Here is a 24,644-nt window from a genome sequence, read left to right as displayed (position 1 = left end):
GCCCGGGGGTGCTCAGGGCGCGGCGGGGGCGGGCGCCTCGCCCGCGAGCCGCCGCGCCTCGGCGAGGCGCGCGCCCACGGTCCGGGCGCGCAGCGGGTTCGCCTGGATCGCCGCCTCGAGGGCCGCGGCCTCGCCCAGGGTGGCCTCCCTCCGGGCGGCCGCGTCGAGCGCCGCCGCCGCGCGCAGGCGAAAGAGCCCGCCCTGGGCCACGAGCGCCCGGTCGGACCGCGGGTTCAGCCCGAGCGCGACGCCCGCGTGCCGGAGCCCCTCGGCGATCTCCGCGGCGGCGTCCTCCCGGCGGCCCGCCCCGAGCGCCGCGCGCGCCTCGTGGATCTCGGCCAGCAGCGCGTGGAGCCGGGGCTCGGCGCGCGGCTCGCCGAGCAGCAGAGGGCCGACCGGCACGAGCGCCGCGTCGAGCCGCGCCGCGTCCGGACGACCCCGCCGCGCGCTCCACGCAAAGGCGAGGAGCTCCGCCTCGGCGCGCTGCACCCGGTCCGACACGTCCCACGGCGCCCCGGCGATCCTGCGATCGAGCGCCTCGCGCACGATCCGGAGCGAGGCCGCCGGGTCCTCGCCCCGCGCCAGCCGGACGCGCGCCTCGAGCATCGCCAGCATCGCGCGCAACGACTCCGGAAAGGTGGCCGCGTCCGGCGCCATCTCCCGCGCGCTCGCCTGCGCGCGCGCGAGCGCCGGGCCGGGATCGGCGCCCGCGTCGAGCGCATGCAGCGCCAGCGCGTGGTCCAGCCAGACCCGCCAGTAGGGCGCCCAGCTCCAGGAAGGGTCCATTTGACGCATTGAGTCAATCACCCCGTGCGTCCGCTGCACCACCGCCTCGGGGGAGCGGCCGGCGCGGACGAGGTGCTCCGCCTCGTAGATGCCGGTGATCAGCCGCGAGGAGCGCGCGCTGCCGAAGCCGGGATCGAGCGCCAGGACGCGGTCGCAGCAGGCCTCTGCGCGCTCGAAGGAGCCCGCCGGGTCGATGCCGCGCAGCGACCTGTAGCGGCCGCGCTCGGCGTACACGGCGCAGAGCTCGTTGAGGGCCCAGGCGAAGTCCGGCTCGCGCTCGAGCGCGGCCTCGTAGCCCTGGATGGCGCGCTCGACGGCCTCGCCCTGGTCGCGGCCGATCAGGTCCGCGTGGAACGCCCGCGCCCGGAAGACGCCGGCGGCCACGTACCGCGCCATGGCGTCGTCCGGGCTCCTGGCGAGCGCCTCCTCGGCGCGCGCGGTGGCCTCGCCGAGGGCCGCCGCCACGTCCTCGCCCGGCTGCATCCCGCTCGCGACCCACCAGGCGAAGCAGCCGTGGACCCAGGCCAGCTTCACGGTCGCCTCGGGGCTCCGCGGGCTCGCCGCGAGCGCCCGCCCGCAGGCCTCCCGCGCCCGCTCGAAGCTCGGGCGCATCGAGGCGCCGTGCTTGCCGGCGGCGTTCATGGTCTGGGTCCAGAGCTCGCACGCGCCGGCGTGGACCGAGGGGTCGGAGCGGCCGTGATCGGCGGCGATCCCGTAGGCCTCGGCGGCGCGATCGAAATACCCCTTCATCTTCTCGAAATCGAAGGCGGCGTCGTGGCGGTAACGGCTCCCCATCGCGAAGAGCACGTCGCCCTCCAGCTTCTTCGCCTCGTGGAGCCAGGGCGCCCCCGCGAACGCGGCCCGGGCCTTCTCCAGCGCCTCCTCGTGCCGGCCCTCGGCGAGCGCGAGCAGCCCCTCCACGTACCCGGGCGCCTCGATGGCGCCGCCGAGCGCCGCGCGGAGGTGCCGGACCGCCGGGGCCTTGAGCTCGGCCTCGAGCGCGGCGATCCGGGCCTGGCGCTGCGCCGGATTGCGGAGGCGGCGGGCCTCCTCCAGGCCGCGGCGGTAGAGCTCGGAGAGCGCCACCCCGGCGGCGTAGTCGAGCCCCGGCGACCTGTAGCCGGCCTCCTCGGCCGCCCGCAGGTGCTCGAGGGCGGCGCGCGGCTCCTGGAGCGCGAGCAGGCCGCGGCCGAGCGCGTACTCCCCGGGGCCGCGGCCGCGGTCGCCCGCCTGCGCCATCCGGGCCTCCACCGTCTTCAGCCGGGCGCGGACCACGTCGCGCTCGCGCTCGACGTCGTGGAGCGGCATCCCGTGGGCGCCGCGGAGGAAGAGCTCCATCTCCTTCACGGTCTCGCCGAGCTCGCGCGCCAGCGTGGCCTGCTCCGCCGCGGCGCGCCGGTCCCGGACGAAGAGGCCGGCGACGACGAGCGCGGCGACGACGAGCGCGCTCGCGCCCGAGACGGCCGCCCGATGGCGCCGCGCCAGCCGGGCGAGGCGGCGGCCGAGGGAGGCGCGGCGCGCGAGCACGGGATCGCCGTCGAGGAAGCGCTGCAGGTCCTCCCCGAGCGCCCGCGCCGACTCGTAGCGGGCGCCGGGCTCCCTCTCGAGGCAGCGCATCACCACCGCCTCGAGATCCCGGGGGATGTCGCGGTCCAGCGTCCGGAGCGGCGGCGCGTCCGCCTCCAGCACCTGGCGGAGCACGTCCATCACCGTGCCCCCCACGAACGGCGGGCGGCCGGCGAGCAGCGCGTAGAGGGTCGCGCCCAGGCCGTAGACGTCGGTCCGCCGGTCGAGGGCGCGCACCCTCCCGGCCGCCTGCTCGGGCGCCATGTACGCGGGGGTTCCGAGGAGGGCGCCGGTGAGGGTGAGCCCGCTCTCGGCCGCGTCGCGCGCGATGCCGAAGTCCATGAGGTAGGGGCGGTAGGCGCCGTCCTCGCCCCGCTCCAGCATGACGTTGCTCGGCTTGACGTCGCGGTGCACGAGGCCGAGCCGGTGCGCCTCGTGGAGCGCCGCGGCGATGGCGCGGGCCACGCGCACCTTCTCCTCGAGGGTCAGATCGCCGCGGGCTTCCTGGAGCGAGGGGCCGTCGATGTGGCGCATCACGAGGAAGGGCACGCGATCGGCGACGCCGGCCTCGTGGACCTCGCAGACGTTCTCGTGGCGGAGCCGCGCCTGGGAGCGCGCCTCGCGCAGGAGGCTCCCGTCGACCTGCGCGCCCGCCGAGAGGAGCTTGATGGCCACGCGCCGGCCGAGCCGGAGATCCCGGGCCCGGTAGACGACGCCCATGCCGCCGCGGCCGAGGAGGTGGAAGTCCTCGAAGCGGGCGTGGAGCGAGGGCGGGATCGGCGAGGAAGCCTCCGGCGCGGCGGAGGCGCGCTGGCCCTCCTCGCCGAGGCCGAGGTCGGCGGTGGCCTCGGGCGCGCCGGGCAGGGCTTCGGGCGCGCCGGGCGGGGCCGGGCCGGTGAGGGTCGCGTCGTCGCGGCCGCGCCGCGGCCTCGGCGGGGCCGGGATGCGGGGATCGTCGGCGTCCGCGGGCGGGATCATCGGGCGCGGAGGCCGTGGCGCTGGATCAGCCGGTGGACGAGCTGGCGGGAGACGCCCATCGCGTCGGCCGCCTGCGAGATGTTGCCCCCGTGCTGGCGGAGCTTCTCGGTGACGTAGGCGCGCTCCAGCTCCTCCAGCACGACCTCGCGCGCCTCGGGCAGCGGCAGCTCGAGGAGCGTGCGGAGGCGGGCATCCCCGGGCCCCACGGGCGCCGCGCCGGAGGGCGAGGCGCCCGTGGGAGCCCCGCCGGAGGGTGAGGCGCCCGTGGGATCCGGGCTCGCGGCCCCCTGCGGCGCCGGCGGCCCGGCGCCGACGATCTCGTGGAGCAGCTCGGGGAAGAGGACGAGGCGCGCGACGGTGTTCCGGAGCTCGCGCACGTTCCCGGGCCAGTCGTAGGCCTCCAGCAGCGGGAGCGCGCCCGGCGGCAGGTCGGCGAGGGCGCGCGGCGGATCCCGCGCGAGGAGGAAGCGCTCGACGAGGAGCGGGATGTCGTCCTTGCGCTCCCGGAGCGCGGGGACGTGGACCTCCACCACCGAGAGGCGGAAGTAGAGATCGGCCCGGAACGAGCCGTCCTGGGCCTTCGCGCGCAGGTTCCGGTGCGTGGCGGCCACGATCCGCGCGTCGAAGGGCGCCCAGTCGTTCGAGCCGAGCCGCCGGATCTGCCGCCCCTCGATGGCGCGGAGGAGCTTCGGCTGGAGCTCGAGCGGGAGCTCGCCGATCTCGTCGATGAAGAGCGTGCCCCCGTTCGCCTGCTCGATCAGGCCCGGCCGCGCCGCCGCGGCGCCCGTGAACGCGCCCCGGGCGTGGCCGAACAGCTCGCTCTCGACGAGGTTCGGCGCGATGGCGCCGCAGTCGACGACCACGAAGGGGCCGTCGTTGCGGCGGCTCCGCGCGTGGATCGCCTGCGCCAGCACCTCCTTGCCGGTGCCGGACTCGCCGAGCAGGAGCAGGGTCTCGTCGGTCGGGGCGGCGCGCTCCAGCTTGGCGAACAGCGCGCGCATGGTGAGGCTCCGGCCCGCGGCGCCGCCGAACGCGTCCGCGGCCGAGAGGGGCAGGACCGCCGCGGGGCCCGCGGGGCCGACGACGATCTCGGAGCCGCCGGCCGTGGCGGGGACGCCGGGCGGGAGGAAGGCCTCGCGGATCCGGATGTCGCGGACCAGCGTGCCGTTCTTGCTGCCCAGGTCGCGCAGGAGCACCCCCTGCTCGGTCATCCGGATCTCGCAGTGCCTGCGCGAGGCGCGCGGATCGGAGAGGACCAGATCGCAGTCGGCGCCCGCCCCCACGATGAGCGGGCGCAGATCGAGCGGCGCGGTGAGCGTGCGCCTGTCCGGGAGGGTGACCGTCACCGAGACCGCCGGGAGCCGGAGGGAACGCCCCTGATCGAAGCTCGTGAGCGTGCAGGTCGCCCCGGGATCGTCGCTCATGAGCGCCATGGTGCCCCTGGAGAGGGCCGCGTCAACCCGGAACCCGTGCGCCCGCGAGAACGCGCCGGCGCCTGCGGAACCGCACCGGCGGGGCCGCTGTCACGCGCGCGCGACAGCGGCCGTCACGCGCGCGCGACAGGTGTCCCGGCGGCGTGTCGGCGCGCGGCGCGGCGATCGCCGGAGATGCGCGGATCGGCCTGAAAGCACGGCGAGCCGCGCCGCCGACCGAGGGCGGCACGCGGGTTGCGATGCGTCCTCATCGAACGCGAGCGAACGCGGATTGAGGAGGATGTGGACATGACGTCTCGAACCAGCGGCGCAGGCAACGTGGAGCACCAGGGGATCTTCGGCGCGGGGCGCGGGGCGCGGCTCGGGCTCGTCGGGCTCGCCGTGCTGGCGAGCGCCGTCTCGGTGAGCCGTCCGGCGGCCGCGGTGAGCGCCGAGCCCGGGATCCGCGCGATCCCGCTCGATCCGACCGGCGCGACCTTCCGCGCCGAGGTGATCGGCGACGAGCACTTCGACTACCTCCGGATGGCGGACGGCACGGTCGTCGTGCTCAACGCCCTCTCGGGCGACTACGAGGTCGCCGAGCTCGGAACGAACAGGCGCAGCGGCGCCCTCGCGCTCGTCCCCTCCGGGGTGCTTGTCCGCGATCTCCGCTCGCAGGGCGGCCGCGTGGATCCGGCGTTGCTCCCGCGCATCGACGACGAGGCGCTCGACGCCCTGTGGGAGGCGGCGATCGCGCGTTCCCCGGGCCGGCTCTCGTACGCGGCGGGTCCGACCGTGACCACCGGGGTCCGGCGCCCGCTGCTCACGATCCTGCTGGAGTTCACCCAGGGGGGCGGGCTCACCGCCCCGGGCGCGTTCACTGGCACCTTCTCGACCGACATCGCGTACTGGAAGCAGACGATGTACGGGAGCCTCCCGGGCTCGGTGAACCATTATTACGCCGACATGTCGCGCGGGAAGTTCTCCTTCACCCGCGTGAAGGAGACCCAGGGCACCGCCAATGACGGCATCGTCCGGATCCGGCTCCCGTTCGCGCACCCGAACAGCCACAAGGATTATTCCCTGATCCAGCTGTACCTGAAGGAGGCGCTGGTGATGGCGAATCCGTACGTCGACTTCGCCTCGTTCGACAAGAACGCGGACGGCAAGATCCGCGGCGACGAGCTCAACGTGGTCTTCGTCGTGGCCGGCTACGAGGCCGCGAACACGCAGAAGACGCCGTCCGTCTGGGCCCACGCGAAGGGCTTCGACACGCCGATCACCCTGGACGGGAAGTCCCTCACCGGCTACGTCGCGCTCGGCGAGCGGCAGATCCACTCGGTCGGCGGCGTGCCCACAACGATGCCGGCGACCGTGGGGGTCATCGTCCACGAGCTCGGGCACGCGGCGGTCGGCCTCCCGGATCTCTACAAGGGCCCGACCCCGCTCGGGGCGTGGTGCGTGATGTCGAGCGGGAGCTGGGGGGCGACGAGCGGCTCGCCCGCCGGCACGGTGCCCGTGGCAATGGGCGCCTGGAGCCGGATCCATGCCGGATTCCTCGCGCCGACCGTGATCGCACCCGGGGCCGCGCCGCAGGACATTCCCATCGTCCAGTCGGACGGCGCGGAGTTCTTCGGGCAGAGCGTCGAGCCGACGATTTACAAGATCGAGACCTCGGATCCGGACCAGTACTTCCTTCTCGATAACCGCCAGAACGAGGGCTATGACCGCGGCCTGCAGCGCTGGTTCAACTTCGATGACGTCTCCGGCGGCGTCGGGATCTACCGCGTCGATGAGGCGAAGAAAGCGGGCAGCGGGAAGATCGCGTTCATGGCGAGCAATTCGGGCTCGCCGAGCTCGCTCGCCAACGTCTACAACGAGGAGGGGGGCCGGACCTTCACGCCGCTCACCGATCCGAGCAGCGACGACGCGGACGGGCAGTTCACGGGGCTGTCGGTCACGGACTTCACCGCCTCCGGCCCGATCATGCTCGCCCACGTGAGCTACGTGCCGTTCGACTGCAATGCGATCACGGCGTCGGTGGCGGAGCACGAGATCCATGGGCGCGTTCAGAAGCAGATCCTGGACGTCGGCGAGGAGGAGCAGATCTTCCTCGGATACCGCACCACGGGCGCGCATCAGGACCTGGGGTTCGACAAGAGCGAGATCGTCACGCTCCACGTGGAGGCGCCGGGGATGTGGAGCGTGGGGGAGTGCGACTGAGCGGCGTGGTTCGAAGTGCATCGGCATCTCGGCCCTGGATTGCTTGAATCCACGTACGAGCACTGTCTTTGCCATGAGCTCTCGCTTCGCGGCCTGAGCTTTGAGCGTCCGCTCCCACTCATCTACAAGGGAGCGCATCTCGAGCGTGGCGACCGTCTCGATGTCACACTCGGTGGTGAGCAGCGCCGCCGGCATCGAGGCGGAAACCGTCGTCACGCCGCGAGGAGTCCTCGTCATCCGAGGCGGAGCTCGCCGTCATTCGACCGGGAGCCGTCGTGCTACGGGCTGGAGCCATCGTCGTACGGGCTCGGGCCGTCGTCATCCGGCCGGGAGCCGCCGTCATCCATGGTGTGACCCGTCGGCATCCGTGGTGCGACCCGTCGGCATCCGGCTGGAGACCGCCGTCATCCGTGGTGTGACCCGTCGTCACTCGCCCTGGAGCCGTCGTCATCCGGAGCCAGGGCCGTCGTCCTCCGCGGACAAGCCATGGTACGAGCGGAGCCCTGGTAACACTTCAGACCGGGAGCCGCGGTGACACTTCCTCGAGCCACGGCCCCGTGCTCCGGGAGGACTGGAAACAGGGGCCGGATCCTTGTCGACGCGACACGCTCGCCGCGCTCTCTCGGACCACCAGGATCTATACACGAACCACTCCCCGCGGTCTCGGTACACACGAGCCTCTCCTCACGGTCCGGCGTGCGAGCGCGCAGGTCACCGCCTCTTGGAGAACTGCACCTCCTTGTTCTTCAGGGTGACCTGCGCGAGCAGAACAGGGCCGTAGTACAGTTCCCAGATGTCGTCCGCGATCGGCAGCAGCCCTACGGGCTCGCTGGCGATCAGCGTGGAGACGAAGGTGGACGCGCCCCCGAACTGCAGCTGTCCCGTGGTGCCGATGCGTCGAACGGCCATTGTATCCGGGTACTCCGGCGACGAGGGCTTGCTCGGCATCGAGCGGCGCGACGGCGTGTAGCGCGAAGCCGGCGTCCTCTGGCCGAGCGCCTCGTGGGGGCGCTGGTCATTGTACTCATGCCGAAAACGGTCGAAGACGCGCTGCTGCGCCGCGAGCGTGGCTTCTGGCGGCGAGGTCGCCTCCGCCTTCAGCGTCTTGTGCATGCGCTCGTGGCGGCCGTTCTGCTGCGGTTTACCGGGCTCGATGCGCTCGGGAGACACGCCGAGCTTGATCCAGCTCACCGACAGCGCTGAGAGCCCACCGACGCCCAGCGTGGCGAATGGCGGGCCGTTGTCCGAGCGGATACGGTTCGGCAGACCGAACTCGCGGAACGCGCGCTCGAAGTGGGGTCGTACCGAGGCATGGTCGGGCGTCGCCACGCCCTCACATTTGAGCAAGTACCGCGACGCCTGATCCGTCAGCGTCAGCGGGTAGCACCGGGTCTTATCGCCGAGTGCGAAATGCCCTTTGAAATCGGCGCACCACGTGTCATTAGGCTGCTCCGCAGGAGCCAGCGTCGACGGCATCGCTGACGTCGGCGTCACCACGCGGCGCCGACGGGGCCGAATCAGCCCGTGCTTCTTGAGCAGCTCGCCGATGGTGCTCGTCGCCGGCAGCCCATTGATGCCCAGGCTCTCCAGCCGGGCGCGCAGCTTCTTCGGGCCCCACGTGGGTCGATCCTTCCGCAGCGCGAGCAGCGCATCGACGACCTCTGCAGGCGTTGCATGCGGAAACGTGTGCGCCACGGGCCGCCGCTCCTCCAGGCCGCGAGGCCCGGCCTGCTCGTAGCGCTCCACCCACTTGTACCCCGTCTTCCGGCTGATGCCGAACCGCCGGCACAGCTCCGCGAACGTCTCGTCCGACTCGTTGACCTGCGCGATGAACTGAAGCCTCTCGTCCACTGAACATGTCTCTTTCCAGGGCACCAGCGATCCTCCGTCGCCGGTCCTCTACGACATGTGTCACCTAAGCTCCCGGTTTGTCCGGGTGCTACCCAGGCTCCCGGTCTGAACCGTTACCCAGGCCACCGGTCCGTGCCCATTGTCATTCTGGACGGAATTTCTCCTTGCACGTCAGGGAGCAACGCGCGCCTCGACGCGGAGGAGGATCCACCTGGGGGAGGCTCGTCAGAAGGCCTTGTGGACCGTGTAGACCGCCGGAGCTCCACGCCGCTACGCTCGCGCGTCAGGAGGTGCGACGTGGGGCATCACGTTCGTGCTTCCTCTTCCAGCATGGCCTGAAGTGCCGGATGGGAGAGGATCAGGGCGAGCAAGTTGGCTCGTCCCCCGGCAGCAGCGTGCAGGAAGTACTCGCATGCGTCCATGGGTTCCTCATGCCATGTTGTCACGACTTCCAGCGCGTTTCCAGCCTCGATGATGTTGTCAAGCGCATCATGAAGCTGTTCGGCTTCGGGCCCCACGCAGCAGAGCTCTACGCACCCGAGATCGATCAAGTCCTTCGTGATCGCCTCCACCTGCTGCCGCTCCGGTGCATTGAAGGAGGGCAGGAGCGCGACGAAAGGTCGCTGGATCAAGTGATCGGCAGATGCTCCCGGCGAGCTGACAACGAGCTTCCGGCTTCCTGCGAGGGTGAGGCCACACGCTGCCATATCACTTGCCCTCCTTGAGCTTTTCGATGTTCTCCCTTCCATGAACGTCTGGCTCTCCTTTTCGAGGTGCCTGATACGCGACTGCTGGGCAGCCTCGATGACCCCTCCGGTCGAGTGGTCTCGGGGCTGAGGAATCCCCTCAAATTTTTCGGGGAATTCACATGAAGACGGGAAGACGGGAAGACGGGAAGACGGGAAGACGGGAAGACGGGAAGACGGGAAGACGGGAAGACGGGAAGACGGGAAGACGGGAAGACGGGAAGACGGGAAGACGGGAAGACGGGAAGCAAAATCTCTGAGAAATCTTCTCGCCTTCTCGCCTTCATGTTCAATTTCTCGCTGGAAACGGCCACAAAATGAGGAGATTTGTCAGGTCTCGGGGCCCAACTTCGACTGACCTTTCGGGACGACATGCGCCGTCGCTTCGTGCACGTGAGGAGTGTCGCTCTGCCTGCCGCTCGACCCATCGAAGTGGCCTTTACCGCGGAGGTCGATGTCGACACGCCCGCTTCCAGTCCGCCCTCTCACTCGGTGGTAGCATCAGGTCCGGGATTCCACCATCCCCTTCTTCGGCCCGCTCGCTTGGCGCGTATACAGCGGTCGATGGCGAGGCGCAACACCAACAACACCGGGCGGCACAAATGAGCTGGGGATGATAGGTGGGGTGGTCTGCGGGAGGCTTCGCGGTCGGAAAGCTGGTTCTCGGTGGCTTTGCTCGATCGTCGAGATAAAGGGCTGCCTTCATCGGGGAGAAGGAGAAGACGAGCCAGACGGGAGCACGTCAACCCGAGCCACAGACCATATACTCCACGACGGTGTCCACGAGGCTCCCAGCCCCGACGCCTGATGAAGGCGAGCGGCTCGTCATGTTGCTGTGCGCGCGGGTGGCACTACTCTACTTTCTTCGGAAGGTTTTCTTGGAGCCAAGCTGATAGCGGAAACTCTTCTACATCACCGAGTGTTTCCCAATATTCTACTTCAGCCATGAAGTCCTCCGCGTGCTGGGCCAAAAACGTAGAAAGACTAACAAGCTCTGCCTCGGGGGTCTTCATAAGGACCTCATTGGCGGAGGCCAATACTAGTTCCCCCAACGCGAAACGCTGGGTGGAACTGAGCATCGGATGTTCATCGTAGTAGGCAATAAACTCCTCAAGCCGGCCCGCGTCGGCGTTTATAATGCCCCAGTCCTGCGGCTCGTATTCAAGGCCGAGGGCTTGAGAAAGTTCCACCAGGAGTGCCTCGTCGTCCGTTCGAGATGCCATGCAAATTGTCCCTTATTCGATAAGTGGGTATGCAGTTTTTACGCCACTACCGCTGGGAACCAGCCGCGCCTTTGTCGCGACCGAAAAAGTTCCATCTGAATTGATAACGCGCCCGAGCCCCTCGGGAAGCTCGAACGTCTTGGCCCCATTGCCAAGTTGACCAACTCGGTCCGCGATGAATTGTTCTGCCGCCGCGTTGTCGAGCCACTGACCAACGGGCTTACCTGAGCCTGCCGCTTGCTTGAGCAACTGCTCTGTGTTCTGCGCCCCATGCTTTGTGAAGGTATGGCCAAGCCTGCGCCCGGCCATAGCTCCCCCCTTTGCAACTGCCCCACCGACGTCCGCAACTTCGTCGCCGTGCTGGGCGACGGCTTTAACCGCGTCCGCGCCCTGGTCGGCGGCCTTGCGCATGTCGTTCAGCTTGTCGGCGCCACGGGATGTAGCGATCACGGCGCCCAGTACGGCGGGCACCAGGGGCAAGGCCAACGCGACCCCGTCGAGGACGACACCCCCGGCATCAATCGCGGCACTTCCCCAATTCTCCTTCTCTACGTTGTCGATCAGCGATGCAATGCCCATCCCCAAGCTGATGCCGTCCAACACCGACTCGACGTACTCCCCATTGCGGTCGACATACTTCGTGGGGTTGTTGCCAGCGTACGAGTACAAGCTGAGGTTGAACGGCGCGTAGACCCCGAGCGCGGGCGCTCCAGCGAAGTACTGCGCGACCATCGGATCCGGGCTCAGCCACTGGCTCTGACGCCCGTCGTAGTAGCGCGCTCCGAAGTAGTAGAGGCCGGTGCCGACATCGAGCTCCTTCCCGCTGAACGTGTAGCGGCGGGCCAGCTCGTAGCGAGAATCGGTCTCATCCCGCCAGAGCTCGCCGCTCGGGAAGTACTCATTATGCTGGATGAGCGTCTGCTCTTCGTTGCTGGAGTACTGCGTGCTCCTGAGGTGGTCGGTGTGGAAGTACAGCGTCGGCGGGTAGTTCAGCCAGGCGCTGTCCATCTTGGACGCCAGCTGCGTCTCACCCGCGTACACGTGCTTGGTGAGGTAGCGACCGTCGCGGATCGTGAGGTCCTGGCTGATGTACGCCGTCTCTTCCTGGCCCACGACGTCGTGCTTCGAGATCGCGCGCTGCCCCTCACCATCGTAGAGATTCTTTGAGCGGGTCTGCGTGTTGATCTTGATCTCGCTCGCGAGGTTCTCTTCGTTCCACGTGATCTCGCGGCTGGAGCCACGAAACGTCCATGTGCGCTGGTTGCCGCTCGCGTCGTACGTGTGCTCGCGATTGTAGCGCTGCGACTCGTCCGGGAGCTGCTCGGAGGTACGCGTGACGGCGTGAGGTCGGGGCCCCGCGTAGGTGTAAAGTGCGTCGTACGTCTGCTCGCGAATGACGTGGTCGTCCCGGAACCCTCCGGCGCCGTCCGGCACCTGCCGATAGCTCACGTTCGCCTTCTGGGTGATGTTGTGGACGTCGTCGTAGGCGAACGTCTGCGTGTAGCGATACCTCCAGTCGTTCCGCGTCCGGACCACGCCGGTCGCCTGCGTCAGACGGTCCAGCGCGTCATACTGGTACGTGTGCTTCAGGTTGCCGACGAGCACGCTGCCGTTCATCTGATTGTCGAACGGCGCGTCATTCCTCAGCTCGGTCACGTTCCCATCTTCGCCGTACGTATAGTCGAGCCGCTGGAACGGCCTCGCCGGCTTGTTCTGCTGGCGCAGGAACGGGTCGCGATGATCCGCGTTGACGTTGGCGAGCCTGCGCGAGCGCGGCTTGTACTGGTACGTCGTCTCGATGAAGTTGCCGGCGATGAGCCGGACCTTCTGCCCGAACTCGTCGTAGCCGATGTGCGTCAGATAGATGGTGTTCGGCGACTCGTCGGGGTGCTGCTCGTTGATCTGCGTATTCAGCCCGAGGATGCTCTTGAGGTTGCCGCCGGCGTCGTAGCTGTAGCTGAGCACCTCGCGGCTCGGGTCGCCGAGCGGCACCTGGTCGGGGTTGGTCCCGACCCGCAGATCAGGGAAGCGAATGCGCAGAACCCGCCCGAACGCGTCGAACTGATGCTCCACCTGGTAGCGGTAGGGACCGCGGTGCGGCTCACGCAGCCGGTTGAACGTCGCCTGGACCTGGACCCTGTTGCCGTGGCGGTCGTAGCGGAAGGTGCGCTCGCCAGCCTCGCTGGTCTCGGTCATGACGCGGCCGGCGACGTTTCCGTTCTCGTCGCCCGCGAGCGACGGACCACCGTAGGTGTACACCCGCGGCGTGCTCGTCGGATAGGTGACCTGCCGCAGGCGATTGAAGTCGTACTGGTAGGTGAGGCGCTGCGAGGAAGCCCGCAGCTTCGCGGTCTGCTTCTCCCGCAGGTTGCCGACCCGATCGTACTCCCACTCGATGAGCCCGGCGTCAGGGCTGTTCAGGCTCACCATCCGTCCGAGCGTGTCGAACGTCGCCGTTGTGACGTTGCCCCGAGCGTCCTCGACCTCGATCAGGTCGCTCACGGCGTTGTAGCGATACTGGGTGAGGATCGGCGTGCCGTCCGCTGGATTGGCGCGCTCGATCATCTCCACGACGCGATCCATGACGTCACGGTGCTGAATGGTCATCCCGTCGTCGGACTCCGTGACCGTGGTGCGGAACCGCAGGACTCCCTCATGATCCAGTCCGAAACCGTAGGTCATCTCGGTCTCGACGAAACTCAGACCGATGTCCTCCAGATCGGAGGGTGTCGTCAGCTTGGTCACGCGCCCGAGGGCGTCGTACTCCCATTTCGTGGAGGCGGCGATCGAGTTGGGTTCAACCGCCGGCACGTCCACCAGGGTGGTGACGGCCGCCGTGCTGAAGATGGGATGGCCCTGCTCCTTGCGGCGCCCGCGCTCGTCGAACACGAGCTGGCCGCTGACGGTCATCCCGACCTCGGTGTGGTCGCCGAAGTCCTTCTCCAGATCTTTCTTCGTCTGAATGACGCGATCGAAGCCGTCGATGAAGGTGACCGTCTCGACGTAGTCGTGTTGATGGGGCGGGGTCGAGGGAGCGTTGCGGACCACGTCCTTGTGGCCCATGATCGCCCAGAACGGAGCGGCAGAAGCCCCCGGCTGCAGCCCGTACACGGCGCGCAGCGTGGGAGCCACGTCCTCCTGTGCGTCGGGTTCGACCACGAAGTCGCTCGGCCCCCACACCGCGATCAGGCGCCCGAAGGCGTCGTAACTGTACCTCGTGCGGTGGCCGTTCAGGTCGGTCGTGGTGTCGACGGCACCGAACAGGTAGTTCGGGCTGCTCTTCGACGTGTAGCCGAAGGAATCGGTGGTGCTCGTCCGGTAGATCCCAGTCTCGTCATAGAGGTAGGTGAGCTCGTAGTCGTTCGGATCGGTCACCTTCTTGACGTTGCCGAGTTCGTCCCGCTCGATCGTGACCGTGCTCGCGGCGTCGTTGTACGTCGCGGTGGAGCCCGGAATGCCGCCTCCTGTGACGTGATTGCCGAACGTATCGAGCGCGCCCGTCGTGAGATGATAGGTGGCGCGCCGGTCACGCAGCACGGCGCCTGACGCATTTCCGCTGCGTGCCACCACCCTGTCCGGCCGCGCGATGTACAGCTCGTCGGGGCTCGCATAGCTGAGGCCGCGTGTGTCGTACTCGACCTTGTAGAACAGGTCGTCCGCGGCGCCCTCGTCAGCGCTCATGAAGAGCGTATCGAGGCCGCCGTGGTCGAAGCTCCAGGTCCGCCGCTCCTCCGTGGACTTCTGAGCCGTCGCCTCTCCCTCGAACCACTCCGTCGTGCGATGCGTCTCCGCGGGGAAGAAGGAGCCCACGAGCGGATCCGGCTTGTCCTGCACGCTCACCCCGCCGGGCGTCGGATCTTCGTACGTGAACGTCTGGCGCGTGTAAGGGATGTGATCGCCGCTCTCCGAGACGCCGCGCTCGCTCGTCTGATAGACGAGCCCACGACGGTAGTGGTCCTGATTGAAGTACCGCGTCTCGATCTGCGAGCCGTCGCCCGTGCTGCTGCTCGTCACGCCGCGCGTCACGGTGACGATCGACGAGCCGTAATCCTCGCGCTCGATGCGATCGTACTTCCCCGTCTGCGCGCGGGCCTCTCCGCCCGCCGGCGCCGTGTAGTCCAGGGCCTGAGCCAGGGTCTGGCCGCGGCCGTCCATCGAGAGCACCGCGACGAGGGCGTAGCTGTTGCCCGGCAGGTCGACGCTCGGCTCCGCCTCGTCGCCGACCTCGTTGCCATAACGCTCGTAGTCGAGCTCGAACCTGCCGTCCAAGGGGCGATTGACGGCCTTGAGGAGGTTGGCCCTCCCGAGCTGGTTCAGCTTGACGTGGACCGCAGCTTGGCCGTCGACCTTGGCGACGTGATCGACCAGCCCGTCGCCGTCGACGTCACGCCAGGCCACCTCGCTGCCGCCTGCCGTGTCGTTGTAGAAGCCGTAGACGCTGCCGCAGACGAAGAAGTAGCAGATCTCGGCATCGAAGGTCGCGCTGTAGTCGCGCGAGCTGGAGAAGGTCAACGCCTCTTGCTTGCGCTTTGTAGCGTCGAGCGTCTTCAGAATTTCCGAACCGACGGTGGCGAATTCATCCTCCACGTCGCTCGGCCATGGCGGGAGCGTCCACGTCTGCTCCGTATCGAAGCGATCGCCCAGGTTCAGCTTGACCCGAAGCTGCGGGTCATGGGGCAGCCGGCTCACGTGATCGAGCAGGCCATCGCCGTTGAGGTCGATGAAGTCCACCGCCTGCCGGTTGAGGCTGTAGACGTACCCCGCGCCGACATGCGCGCCGCCCCCGAAGAGGCCCGCGCTGAACGACGCGCCGACCGAGACGCCCGCGCTGAGCGAGCCGGTGTCCTCGAAGCGCGCCGCGTTCGGGCCGGTCTCGGCGCCCAGCACGTTGATCGTCTGCAGCACGTCCTCGCGGAGGCCGAAGCCGCTGAACTCCCAGTCGGGATTCGACCACTGGATCGGCGCCGTGAGGCCGTAGCCGGTGTTGAGGCGCACGACGGGATCTCCGCCGTCGGGGCTGAAGGATACGCGGTCCGGCAGGCCGTCCTGGTTGATGTCGAGCAGCTCCGTCTTCGCGGAGCTCACCGCGTAGTCGAGCCCGACGGAAAAGCTCGTGGACATGAGCGCCCGTGTTCGGCCGCGCGTGTCCGTGTCCGGGACCGCCTGGTCCTTCTCGTCGCTGCCGCCGAGCGCCATGCTCACCTTGAAGCGCATGCTCTCCTGGTCGACCTCGCGGAACTCGTCGAAGTCGACCGCGCGCTTGGAAGTGAAGCCGCCGCCGGTGTTGAACAGGACGCCGTTGCGCGTCACCAGATCGGGCAAGTTGTCCCCGTTCATGTCGAGGAAGTCGACCTCACCCGTGGTGTCGGCTGCGCCGATCCCCATGTCCAGATTGTAAAAGTTCGCGTTCAGGCCGTAGCTCCACGTATCGGACAGCCGCAGCGCCTGGATGCCCGCGCTCCCCGAGAAGCCGCGGCCCGCCTTCGTTCGCCCGGGCGAGAACAATCCGCGCCCCACGAAGCTGTTCTGACCACGCGTGCTGTAAACGGCACCAGAACCGTCAGGCATCCCCGCGCGGGAGAGGGTCGCGAAGAAGAAGGGCGACGTGTCGTTGCTCACGTTCGCATGCTGGAGCGCGGGCTCACTGAAGGTCTGGTCGCCGCGATGGTCCCCGAACGACCACCGGTGATATCCCCCCGCCATCATGTCGTGCGTGGGTGCCGGAGCATCGGTATCCCCGAAGTTGGGATCCAGCCAACGGACGTTGACGGGCGCGAGGTCCCCTCCGGTCGAGGGATCCCAGTACACCTGTCCATCGCCGGGCGTTGCGCCGACGCGCGTGACGGGCGATTTGGACATCAGGGTGAAGTAGATGGGCTCACCCGGAGTGATGCCGACCGGCGGGGCGAGCGCGACGGGGCCTGACGCCGTGGCGTCGAGGCACGTCTTCGAGAAGAGCTTGTTGACGCCCTGCACGAGAGCGCACACCGGGTGGCCCGTAAGGCCCTTCATGAAGGTGCCCGCGCTGGTCGAGCCCTCCGCCGTCACCGGCGTCGTCGGCGCGCCGGCCTGCCACATGAAGACGGCGACGTTCACCTCCGGCTGGTGCACGATGAAGCTCATGGGCACCGGATCTTCCGGCGTCGGATCGTTCTCGATCTCGCAGACGATCGTCTCCGGATCTTCCTCGGAAGGGCCGCACCCGAGCACGGACCCCTCCACGTAGACCTCGGCTTCCGGGTCGGGTCGGCTGTAGCGCGTGTACTCGACGTAGGGCTCCCAGCCCACCCGCTCGGGATCCACCGGCGAGTCCGACTTCAGCTCGAAGTAGAGCAAGTCGCCCGACGCGACCCGGATGCCGGTACCGGTGACCTGATACGTCCCTTCGAAGCTGGCGTCCAGGCTGGTGCTCGCCACGAGCTGCGCGTCAATCCACTGGTCCGCATCGGACGGTACCCTGTAGACGTTGAGCTGGACGTCGTCGGAGGTCGAGAGCTTGGCCCCCCCTCCGAGCACGCTGACCTCGCCCGGCGCGTTCGGGATCCAGGGCCGCTTCGGCATGCCCACGAGGCGGAAATCGTCGGCCAGCGACGTGCGGTAGACGAACGAGCCATAGGCCTCACGGTCGTCGACGCGACTGGAGGCGATCCCTTGATATGCAATCTCGGGAGACCAGTGCACGAGGTCCTTGCGCGGGTCGTCGACCGAGCTCACGCGGAAGTAGAGGTCGTCCCCCACGCCGATCGGCTCCTGGAGCGGCGTGGGGCCGTTGCAGGTATTGCCCGCGGTGGGCACGCACGGCGCGAGCTCGTCCCCGGCGAACGTCCGGGTCCAGATCGGCGGGAGCGCGTCGTTCTTGAGGATCGAGACGGTGACCCCGTCGCCGCCCGCCGCGTCCTTCTGGATGACGCCGCCGATCTGCACCATGCCGGCGAACGGGGCCTTCCAGCGCGCCAGCGGGTCGACGAGGAAGAAGCTGCTCTTCTGGTTCTCCAGGCGGTCCGCGTTCGCGAACGCGATCATCGACTCGTCGTACGCGCCGAACGTCTCCACTTCTCCGAAGCGGTCCTTCGCGCCGTTGCGGACCTTGATGGCGCCGTCGCTCACCCACACCTGATCGACGAAGCCGTCGCCATTGATGTCGGAGAGGATGTGGCGATCCTCGGCTTCCGTGTGGGCGAGGCTACCGCCGACGCCGAGAGCGCCGCCGAGCACGCTCACCCCCGCTCCGGCAGTCCAGCCGCCGGTATCCGTGGTGCCGAGCGAGTTCTGTCCGACGCCGGGGATGTTCTTGTAGCTCAGATGATCATAGGGGGACAGGGCGCGAGGCGCCGTGTTGACGCTGCTGCTCGCGCCGGTGAGGAAGTCGAGCATCCCGTCGCCGCTGACATCCAGGAGCGAGCGGCGCACGCGGCTGTGCCCGCTGGAGCCGCCGAGGCTCGCGCTCGCGGAGATGACCGGAGATTTGAATCCGATGCCGCCGCCGCCGCCGAAGCTCGAGCCCTTCGTCCTCGAGAGCCCGTACTCCGTGCGCAGACCCGAGCTCGACTTCAGCGAGCCCCAGCTCTGAGGCGCCGCGAAGGGGTTCTGGGGCATCTCCTCGTACTCGAAATCGTGCTTGTACAGCTCGATGCCGTCCGTGCCGAGCAAGCCGACCTCCTCGAGCAGCGTCTTCTGGAAGGCGCCGAGCGTGTAGCGGAGATCGTAGCTGCGGATGATCGTGGCGCCGAAGGCGACCTCGACGCTCTCCAGCCGGCGCGACGTCTTGGTCGGGAAGCCGGGGCGCGCATCGACGCTGCGGTCGGGCCGGGTGTCGGCGGCGTCGAGCACGAAGCTCACGTTGTAGGTCCCCTCGCAGTCGTCCTCGATCTCCGACGCGATGGCGCCGTAGCAGATCCTCTTCGGATAGACCTGCGGCATCGAGACGCCGGACATCGTCTGCGCGTCGTGGAAGTACTTGAACACGATTCGATTCCCGAATCGGTCCTCGACGTACTCCAGGTTCCACTTGAAGACATGGCTGGCGTCACCGGGATCGGCGAGCCGCGCGTTCGCGGTCTTGCCGTAGACCGACTTCACCCCGTTCTTGTCGGTCACCTCCCAGTAGAAGCTGTTGGGGTCGCCTGGCGTAGGCAGCCGGAGGATGCGCTGGAAATCGCCCTCGACGCGGCGTTGATACCGCATGCCGGAAGCGGCGGGACCGACGGCGGTCAGCTGAGCGCCGTCGAGCGCGTAGCGCACGGAGCCCGCGACAGAACCCGGGTGATCGTTCTGGATCTTGGTACCATCGTAGTCAGGGACGCCGAAGCGCGTGTCGTGCTGGATGCTCGAGATCTCGAGGTCCCAGCCGATGCCGAGCCAGCCGTTGGCGCGAGCGCTCGAGTACGTGAGCGCCAGATCGGGGTTGAGGCCGTTGCGCCCCGGCGGCACGCGCAGCGGATAGCCCAGGTTCGCCGTGCGCTGTGGGTTCGCGCCCGGCGGCTCGATCAGGTCCACGCCGGCCGAGGGGCTGCCGAGCTCGATGCCCTTCATCTCATCCGGCGAGGCGTTCTTGGGACCCGGCGCGTCCGGCGCCGGGAGCGTGGCGTTCATGAACTCGGTGAAGTGCTCGGTCTCACTCACCATCACGCCGCCGCTCGGGTCCGCCACCTTGGGGATCGCTCGCCACAGGCCGACCGGCTCGTCGAAGTAGAGGGTCGAGATGCTGCGCGTCGTCGCCGCAGGCGGCAGGCCTTCCCGGTCGAAGGGCAGCGTGAGCCGCACGGGCTGCTTGAAGCGGAGCCCCGCCGGGCCGAAGCGGAAGCTGCCGCTGCCCGGCACGACGTTGACGAGCCCGCGCCCCACGGGCGAGGCCTGGTCGCGCGTCAAGGGTCGAATCGTGATGCGCACCGGCTCCGAGACCGCGCCCGCCGGGATCTCGAGCATCGCACCGGCATGGTGCAGCGTCTTCGCCTGATCGGGCGTGACCCATTCACCATAGGGCGCGCCCACGTCAGGCGTGAGCCCGCCTGGAGCAGCCGCGAGGGCGCTCTTGTCCAGGCACGGCCCGAGTTCGACCTCACGAGCGACGGTGGAGCCATCGGCCAGGGTGGCCCGCAGGCGAACGGACCAGGCAGTCCCCCCCTGCACCTCGGGGACGCTGAGCTCGAAGGCGCCGTCGCCGCCCAGCTCCGCGGGCGTGAGGGCGCGATCCTCGACGCTGACGTTCGTCACCGCGACACCCGCGCTGTGCACGAAGCCCCGAACGTAGGCTCGCCCATGCTCGCACTCGCCGTGCAGCGGGTAGGCGATGCGAACCGCCGGACGAGCGTGCGCCGGCGAGGCGCTCGCGGCCACGCGCAGATCGCCGATCGGCGAGGATTGCTCGGCGCCGCCGCGCAACGAGAAGCGAACCGAGTCGAGCGTTCCGAACGCGCTCACCGCGTCCCATTGATACCAGCCTGGCGAGAGGCCTCGAAGCGGAATCTCGAGGCGCTCCTTCCCCCCTCCGGCGCTGGCGATCAGCTGACCCTTCGATGGCTCGGTCAGGCGGAAGCCGAGCGTGTGGGGGACCGACGGCCCGGCGAAGGGGGCCGTTCCAAGCTGGGTTGCTCGCGCCGAGGGCTGGCGACCTGCGGCGCTCGACAGCTCGGCGGGGGAGACGGCGGCGTAGCTGCCGCCGTGCGGAATCCCGACCACGCGCACGTGGCTCACGCGGTAACCCGACACGGAGCCGTGCTGAACGGAGCTCCGCGGCGCCCCGAACGCCACCGGATTCAAGCCTTGCTTGAGCCACGCGGGGCTGATCTCTTCGACCTGCAGACCGGACCTGGAGCTCGCCGGCGGAAGCGCCGTCGATGCGCGCTCGGCCGCCCCGTTGATGCTGCGCGGCACGCCGCTCCAGTGCGAGACGCCCTCGAGCTCGTAGACAAGAAACGCGCGCGACAGGGACCGCGGCTCGGCGAACACGTCGACCTGGAACGCCTGAGCGCCTTGCCCGACCTCACCGACGCGCGCCGTGGCACGATCCGAAGAAAAGACGAGCGCTCCCGGGAAGCCGTTGCTCGTCACGCGGTCGGCCCAGTGAGCTTCCGGCAGCACGCTCACCGGATCGCGAGCGCCCCAGAACGCGAGCTCTGCCAGACCGGACTCATCCCCGGGGATCCATTCGATGAGTGCCCGCTCGGCCAGGACGGGCAGCGGCATGCGCAGAGGGCCGAGGGCGCCCGACAGTTCGAGCGCGCGCTGCTCCACGCCCTCGAGGACGCGCTCGCCCGCGGCCCCATCCACGGTGATGGTCAACGCGCCGCGGGTCCGCCCGAAGCCGCTGACCTGGTGGATCCAGGTGGGCTCGGCGAAGCGGACCTCCACGCGAACGGGGGCTCCGGAGGGTGAGGACAGGGTCGTCCGCGCGTCGCCATCGAAGAGCGACCAGGCAGCCCCTGGATCGGCGTTCGCGGGAGCGTTGAGCCACACCGCCGACGCCACCGCTGCGACGGTCGTCGCGTCGCCTGAATCCGGCAACGGGGTCGCCGCACCCTGCTCCGCGCTGTCCGGCGCCGCAGCGCCATGCAAGCCAGCCGTCGCGGACTCGAGCTCACGCAGCGCATCGTCGAGCGGGAGGCTGGGCTCCACCGCGCTCGGTCGGGATGACGTCGCGGCCAGCGCGGCGATCGGCCCCGCGAGCCCCAGCATCTGGATCAAGACGAAATACGTGGCCCGAGCCCCACTGGATCGACCGATGACGTTCAGCATGGTGCGTTTCCTCGCAACTCGCCGGCTAGCCGCTCACTGGCCATGATCGACGAGGCGAATGTTCAATGAGTCACTTTCCAGAAGCCCGGGCAACCGCCGCTCACGCGCGCTCGAATGGGCGGTTCCACGGCCTCAGAGCCCGCTGTTCCAGGTACAGGTCTGGAACTCTTCTTGCGCGGTGGTGATGGCCTGCCGGCACACGTGCGCCAACGATTGCTTCTTGAAGGCGCTCTCGGCCAGATCCCGCCATGCGAAGCGTTGACGACGGATGCCAGCCTGCTGCTGATTGAACTGGTGAGACGGCAACGTCGCCTGCATGCACAGCTCGAACTGATCGAGATAGCTGTCACACTCCGTGACGCCGGTGCTGCCGTCGTTGGCGGTCAGCGAATTCGACGATCTGCCGACGCTCGGCAGAGCGCCGTCCTCGCACGCGAGGAGCAGCAAACAGAGCGCGCCCAGCCAGAAGGCGTTGCGCAGCGGTGAGCTCGAGAGCCAGCTGGAGCCCGCCATGTTGAGCCGAACCTGCGGCTGCACGCACCTCACCACCGCACCGCGCCTCTGGGCGCAGCTGCCATGCTGCTGCATGTTGATTCCTCCCCGGATCGCCCCGGTCCTGGACCCGTATCGATAGCAAACAGAATGGTAATGAACGCGAGCCACCCGCTCGCGCACCACATGACGCAGAGGTCTCCGGGCGAAGTGACCTACCGCCTTGGACCCATGGCGACGCATGTAAGCACCAGAACAAACAGATCGTCCAGGCCAATTCGCGCAGAAGCAAGATTTCGTCGGCTACGTCGAGATTTCGTCACATTCACTTGCAGCAGACCTGCGGGTCAACGCGTCTGCTGGCGCCCCCCCTCGTCCGGCGGCGTGCCGCCGGCATCGAGGCGGAGGCCGTCGTCACGCCGCGAGGAGCCCTCGTCATGCGAGGCGGAGCTCGCCGTCATTCGGCCGGGAGTCGTCGTGCTACGGGCTGGAGCCATCGTCGTACGGGCTCGGGCCGTCGTCATCCGGCCGGGAGCCGTCGGCATCCGTGGTGCGACCCGTCGGCACTCGCCCTGGAGCCGCCGTCATCCGTGGTGCGACCCGTCGGCATCCGGCCGGGAGCCGTCGGCATCCGTGGTGCGACCCGTCGGCACTCGCCCTGGAGCCGTCGTCATCCGGAGTCAGGGCCGTCGTCCTCCGCGGTCAAGCCATTGTCATTCTGGACGGAACCTCTCGTTGCACGTCAGGGAGCAACGCGCGCCTCGACGCGGAGGATGACCACCTGGGAGAGACCGCTGGGACCACGAGAGACCGCTCAACGGGGGGCCTCCTGGACCAGATACAGCGTGGCCACCCAGCCGACGCGCCCGCTCGCGACGACCTCGACCTCGGCCCACGCCAGCTGCTCGGCGATCCGGGTGCGGCCGGTGAGGCGCAGGGCCGTGCCGTCGGGCAGCGGGAGCCCGTCGCTCCCCGTCGACGGCGCCGCGCGCAGGTACGCGCCGGTGCCCCCGGTATGGCCGATGGTCGCGCGCTGCGCGAGCACGGCGCAGGGCTGCGGGCGCGGCATCGGGGACGCGCCCGGAGTCGCGAGCAGCCTCGAGGTGACGAGGACGCCGGCCGCGCAGGCGCCGGCCGCGGCGATCGACGCGACCGAGGTGAAGACCACCCTCCCCCGCGGGAGCCATACGCGCGCCGGCCCGGAACCAGCCCCAACCTCGGTCGCCCGTCCCCCGGCCCCAACCTCGGTCGCCCGTCCCCCGGCCCCAACCCCGGTCGCTCGACCCCCGGCCCCAACCCCGGTCGCCCGTCCCCCGGCCCCAACCCCGGTCGCCCGCCCCCCGGCCCCAACCCCGGTCGCCCGCCCCCCGGCCCCAACCTCGGTCGCCCGCCCCGCCGCCTCCTTGACCACCCGCGCCACCGCGCCCCTGTCGAGCCCGAGCCCCGCCCCCGCCCTGTCGAGCCACGCCCGCTCCGCCGCGCTCAGCGCGCCGTCCCGCAAGCGCCCGCGCGCGTGCAGGCCGAGCCAGCGGATCCGCTCGGCCTCGGGCGCCGCCGCCGGATCGCGGACCCGCGCGATCGCGCGCTGGAACCGCTGCTCCGCCGGGAACAGGTCGATCCCGGTGCGCTCCCGGCGCTCGCACCACGGGCAGCGCGGGAGCGCCTTGTCGTGGAGGTGCGCCGGGCTGCGGGCGCAGCGGACCATCTCGCGCTTCGCGCGCAGCAGCGCGGCGCGCCACGCCGCCGCGCCGGGGCGCTCGGCCGGCGCGCCATGGCCAGCGCCGAAGCAGCGGATGAAGAGCGCCTGCAGGCCGGGGTGGAGCGTCGCGAACGGGATCGCGCCCGCGGCGGGGCGGACGCCCGTCACGCCGGGCACGAAGGGGCAGAGGCCCAGGCGGATCCGGGCCGGGATGCGCTCGGCGCCGCCGGCGCCGCCCGGCGCGAGCTCCCCCTCGAACGGGTGCGCCCCGCCGAGGAGCAGCTGGTGAATCAGCACGGCGAGGGCGAACGCGTCGGACGCGGGGGTGCGGGCTGCGCGGCCGGGCTCGGCGCCGCAGAGCTCCGGCGCGGTGTACTCCGGCGTGAGCACCGGGCAGCCGTGCACCTGCCCCGCAGCCGGATCACGGATCTGGAACGAGTCGGCGTCCACCAGCGCGACGCGCCCGGAGAGCGGGGAGACGAGGATGTTCTGCGGCTTCAGGTCGCCGACGCAGTGGCCGGCGCGGTGGACGCCCTCGACCAGGCGCGCGAGCCTGGCCGCGAGGACGCAGAGGTCCCGCTGGGTGAGCCACCCGGCGATCTGCATGCGCTCGTCGGGCACGAGGCAGCGGTGGACCTCGATCGCGCCGCGCTGCAGGGGCATGAGGAACCCCGCGAACGCCCCGCGCCCCTCGGCCTCGGTCAGCAGCGCGACGGGCCAGGCGAGCGCGCGGCGGAGGAGCCACGACGGCCGGCGCTCCAGCATGACGCGCAGCTTCCGCTCGCGTCCTTCGGCCCTGTCGGGGCGGTAGATCTTGGCGCAGAGCGCCCGGCGCCCGCGTACGGCGAAGACGGATCCCTCGCCGCCCGCGCCGAGCTCCTCGCCGAGCTCGACGACCCTCCCTGCGGGATCCCGGTACGCCTTCGCGCTCATT

General features: G+C 69.6%; 10 protein-coding genes. 2 read left to right on the top strand and 8 right to left on the bottom strand.

Going from position 1 to position 24,644, the window contains the following annotated elements; genetic code table 11:
* Positions 1 to 12: 12 nt before the first annotated feature.
* Both WMF28_RS15810 and WMF28_RS15805 read right to left on the bottom strand, forming a co-directional pair.
* Positions 13 to 3,330: a protein kinase domain-containing protein gene (locus WMF28_RS15810; RefSeq protein ID WP_437603067.1), complete on the bottom strand. Its 3,318-nt coding sequence runs from the start codon at positions 3,328 to 3,330 to the stop codon at positions 13 to 15.
* The gene (locus WMF28_RS15805) at positions 3,327 to 4,754 is read right to left on the bottom strand and encodes a sigma 54-interacting transcriptional regulator (protein WP_437603066.1); all 1,428 of its coding nucleotides are present in this window, start codon (positions 4,752 to 4,754) and stop codon (positions 3,327 to 3,329) included. Before WMF28_RS15805 ends, WMF28_RS15810 begins: the two co-directional genes overlap by 4 nt.
* Before the next feature lie 297 nt (positions 4,755 to 5,051).
* Here WMF28_RS15805 and WMF28_RS15800 point away from each other — a divergent pair, with 297 nt between their 5' ends.
* A complete protein-coding gene (locus WMF28_RS15800) occupies positions 5,052 to 6,965 on the top strand; it encodes a M6 family metalloprotease domain-containing protein (RefSeq protein WP_437603065.1) in 1,914 nt (637 codons plus the stop codon).
* Positions 6,966 to 6,980: 15 nt separating this feature from the next.
* Positions 6,981 to 7,319, top strand: a complete 339-nt coding sequence (locus tag WMF28_RS15795; RefSeq protein WP_437603064.1) for a GxxExxY protein — start codon at positions 6,981 to 6,983, stop codon at positions 7,317 to 7,319.
* Between the two features lie 357 nt (positions 7,320 to 7,676).
* Here WMF28_RS15795 and WMF28_RS15790 read toward each other — a convergent pair whose 3' ends face one another.
* From WMF28_RS15790 to WMF28_RS15765, 6 genes are all read right to left on the bottom strand, one after another.
* Positions 7,677 to 8,840: an IS481 family transposase gene (locus WMF28_RS15790; RefSeq protein ID WP_437600037.1), complete on the bottom strand. Its 1,164-nt coding sequence runs from the start codon at positions 8,838 to 8,840 to the stop codon at positions 7,677 to 7,679.
* Positions 8,841 to 9,121: 281 nt separating this feature from the next.
* Complete coding sequence (locus WMF28_RS15785) at positions 9,122 to 9,448, bottom strand: hypothetical protein (RefSeq protein WP_437603063.1); 327 nt, start codon at positions 9,446 to 9,448, stop codon at positions 9,122 to 9,124.
* 965 nt (positions 9,449 to 10,413) lie between these two features.
* Entirely contained in the window at positions 10,414 to 10,785 is a 372-nt protein-coding gene (locus WMF28_RS15780) for a hypothetical protein (RefSeq protein ID WP_437603062.1), read from the bottom strand.
* Between the two features lie 12 nt (positions 10,786 to 10,797).
* Positions 10,798 to 21,519: a SpvB/TcaC N-terminal domain-containing protein gene (locus WMF28_RS15775; protein WP_437603061.1), complete on the bottom strand. Its 10,722-nt coding sequence runs from the start codon at positions 21,517 to 21,519 to the stop codon at positions 10,798 to 10,800.
* 132 nt (positions 21,520 to 21,651) lie between these two features.
* Positions 21,652 to 22,107, bottom strand: coding sequence for a hypothetical protein (locus tag WMF28_RS15770; RefSeq protein WP_437603060.1), 456 nt, complete (start codon positions 22,105 to 22,107; stop codon positions 21,652 to 21,654).
* A gap of 718 nt (positions 22,108 to 22,825) precedes the next feature.
* The gene (locus tag WMF28_RS15765) at positions 22,826 to 24,643 is read right to left on the bottom strand and encodes a protein kinase domain-containing protein (RefSeq protein WP_437603059.1); all 1,818 of its coding nucleotides are present in this window, start codon (positions 24,641 to 24,643) and stop codon (positions 22,826 to 22,828) included.
* Between the last annotated feature and the right edge of the window lies 1 nt (position 24,644).

The organism is Sorangium sp. So ce590, assembly GCF_051521365.1.
Lineage (GTDB): Bacteria > Myxococcota_A > Polyangia > Polyangiales > Polyangiaceae > Sorangium.
This window is presented reverse-complemented; position numbering and strand designations above follow the sequence as displayed.

Excerpts from the sequence above, each read along its gene's own strand:
- WMF28_RS15810 (WP_437603067.1), bottom strand. The coding sequence starts at position 3,330 with ATGATCCCGCCCGCGGACGCCGACGATCCCCGCATCCCGGCCCCGCCG.
- WMF28_RS15805 (WP_437603066.1), bottom strand. The coding sequence starts at position 4,754 with ATGAGCGACGATCCCGGGGCGACCTGCACGCTCACGAGCTTCGATCAG.
- WMF28_RS15800 (WP_437603065.1), top strand. The coding sequence starts at position 5,052 with ATGACGTCTCGAACCAGCGGCGCAGGCAACGTGGAGCACCAGGGGATC.
- WMF28_RS15780 (WP_437603062.1), bottom strand. The coding sequence starts at position 10,785 with ATGGCATCTCGAACGGACGACGAGGCACTCCTGGTGGAACTTTCTCAA.
- WMF28_RS15775 (WP_437603061.1), bottom strand. The coding sequence starts at position 21,519 with ATGCTGAACGTCATCGGTCGATCCAGTGGGGCTCGGGCCACGTATTTC.
- WMF28_RS15770 (WP_437603060.1), bottom strand. The coding sequence starts at position 22,107 with ATGCAGCAGCATGGCAGCTGCGCCCAGAGGCGCGGTGCGGTGGTGAGG.
- WMF28_RS15765 (WP_437603059.1), bottom strand. The coding sequence starts at position 24,643 with ATGAGCGCGAAGGCGTACCGGGATCCCGCAGGGAGGGTCGTCGAGCTC.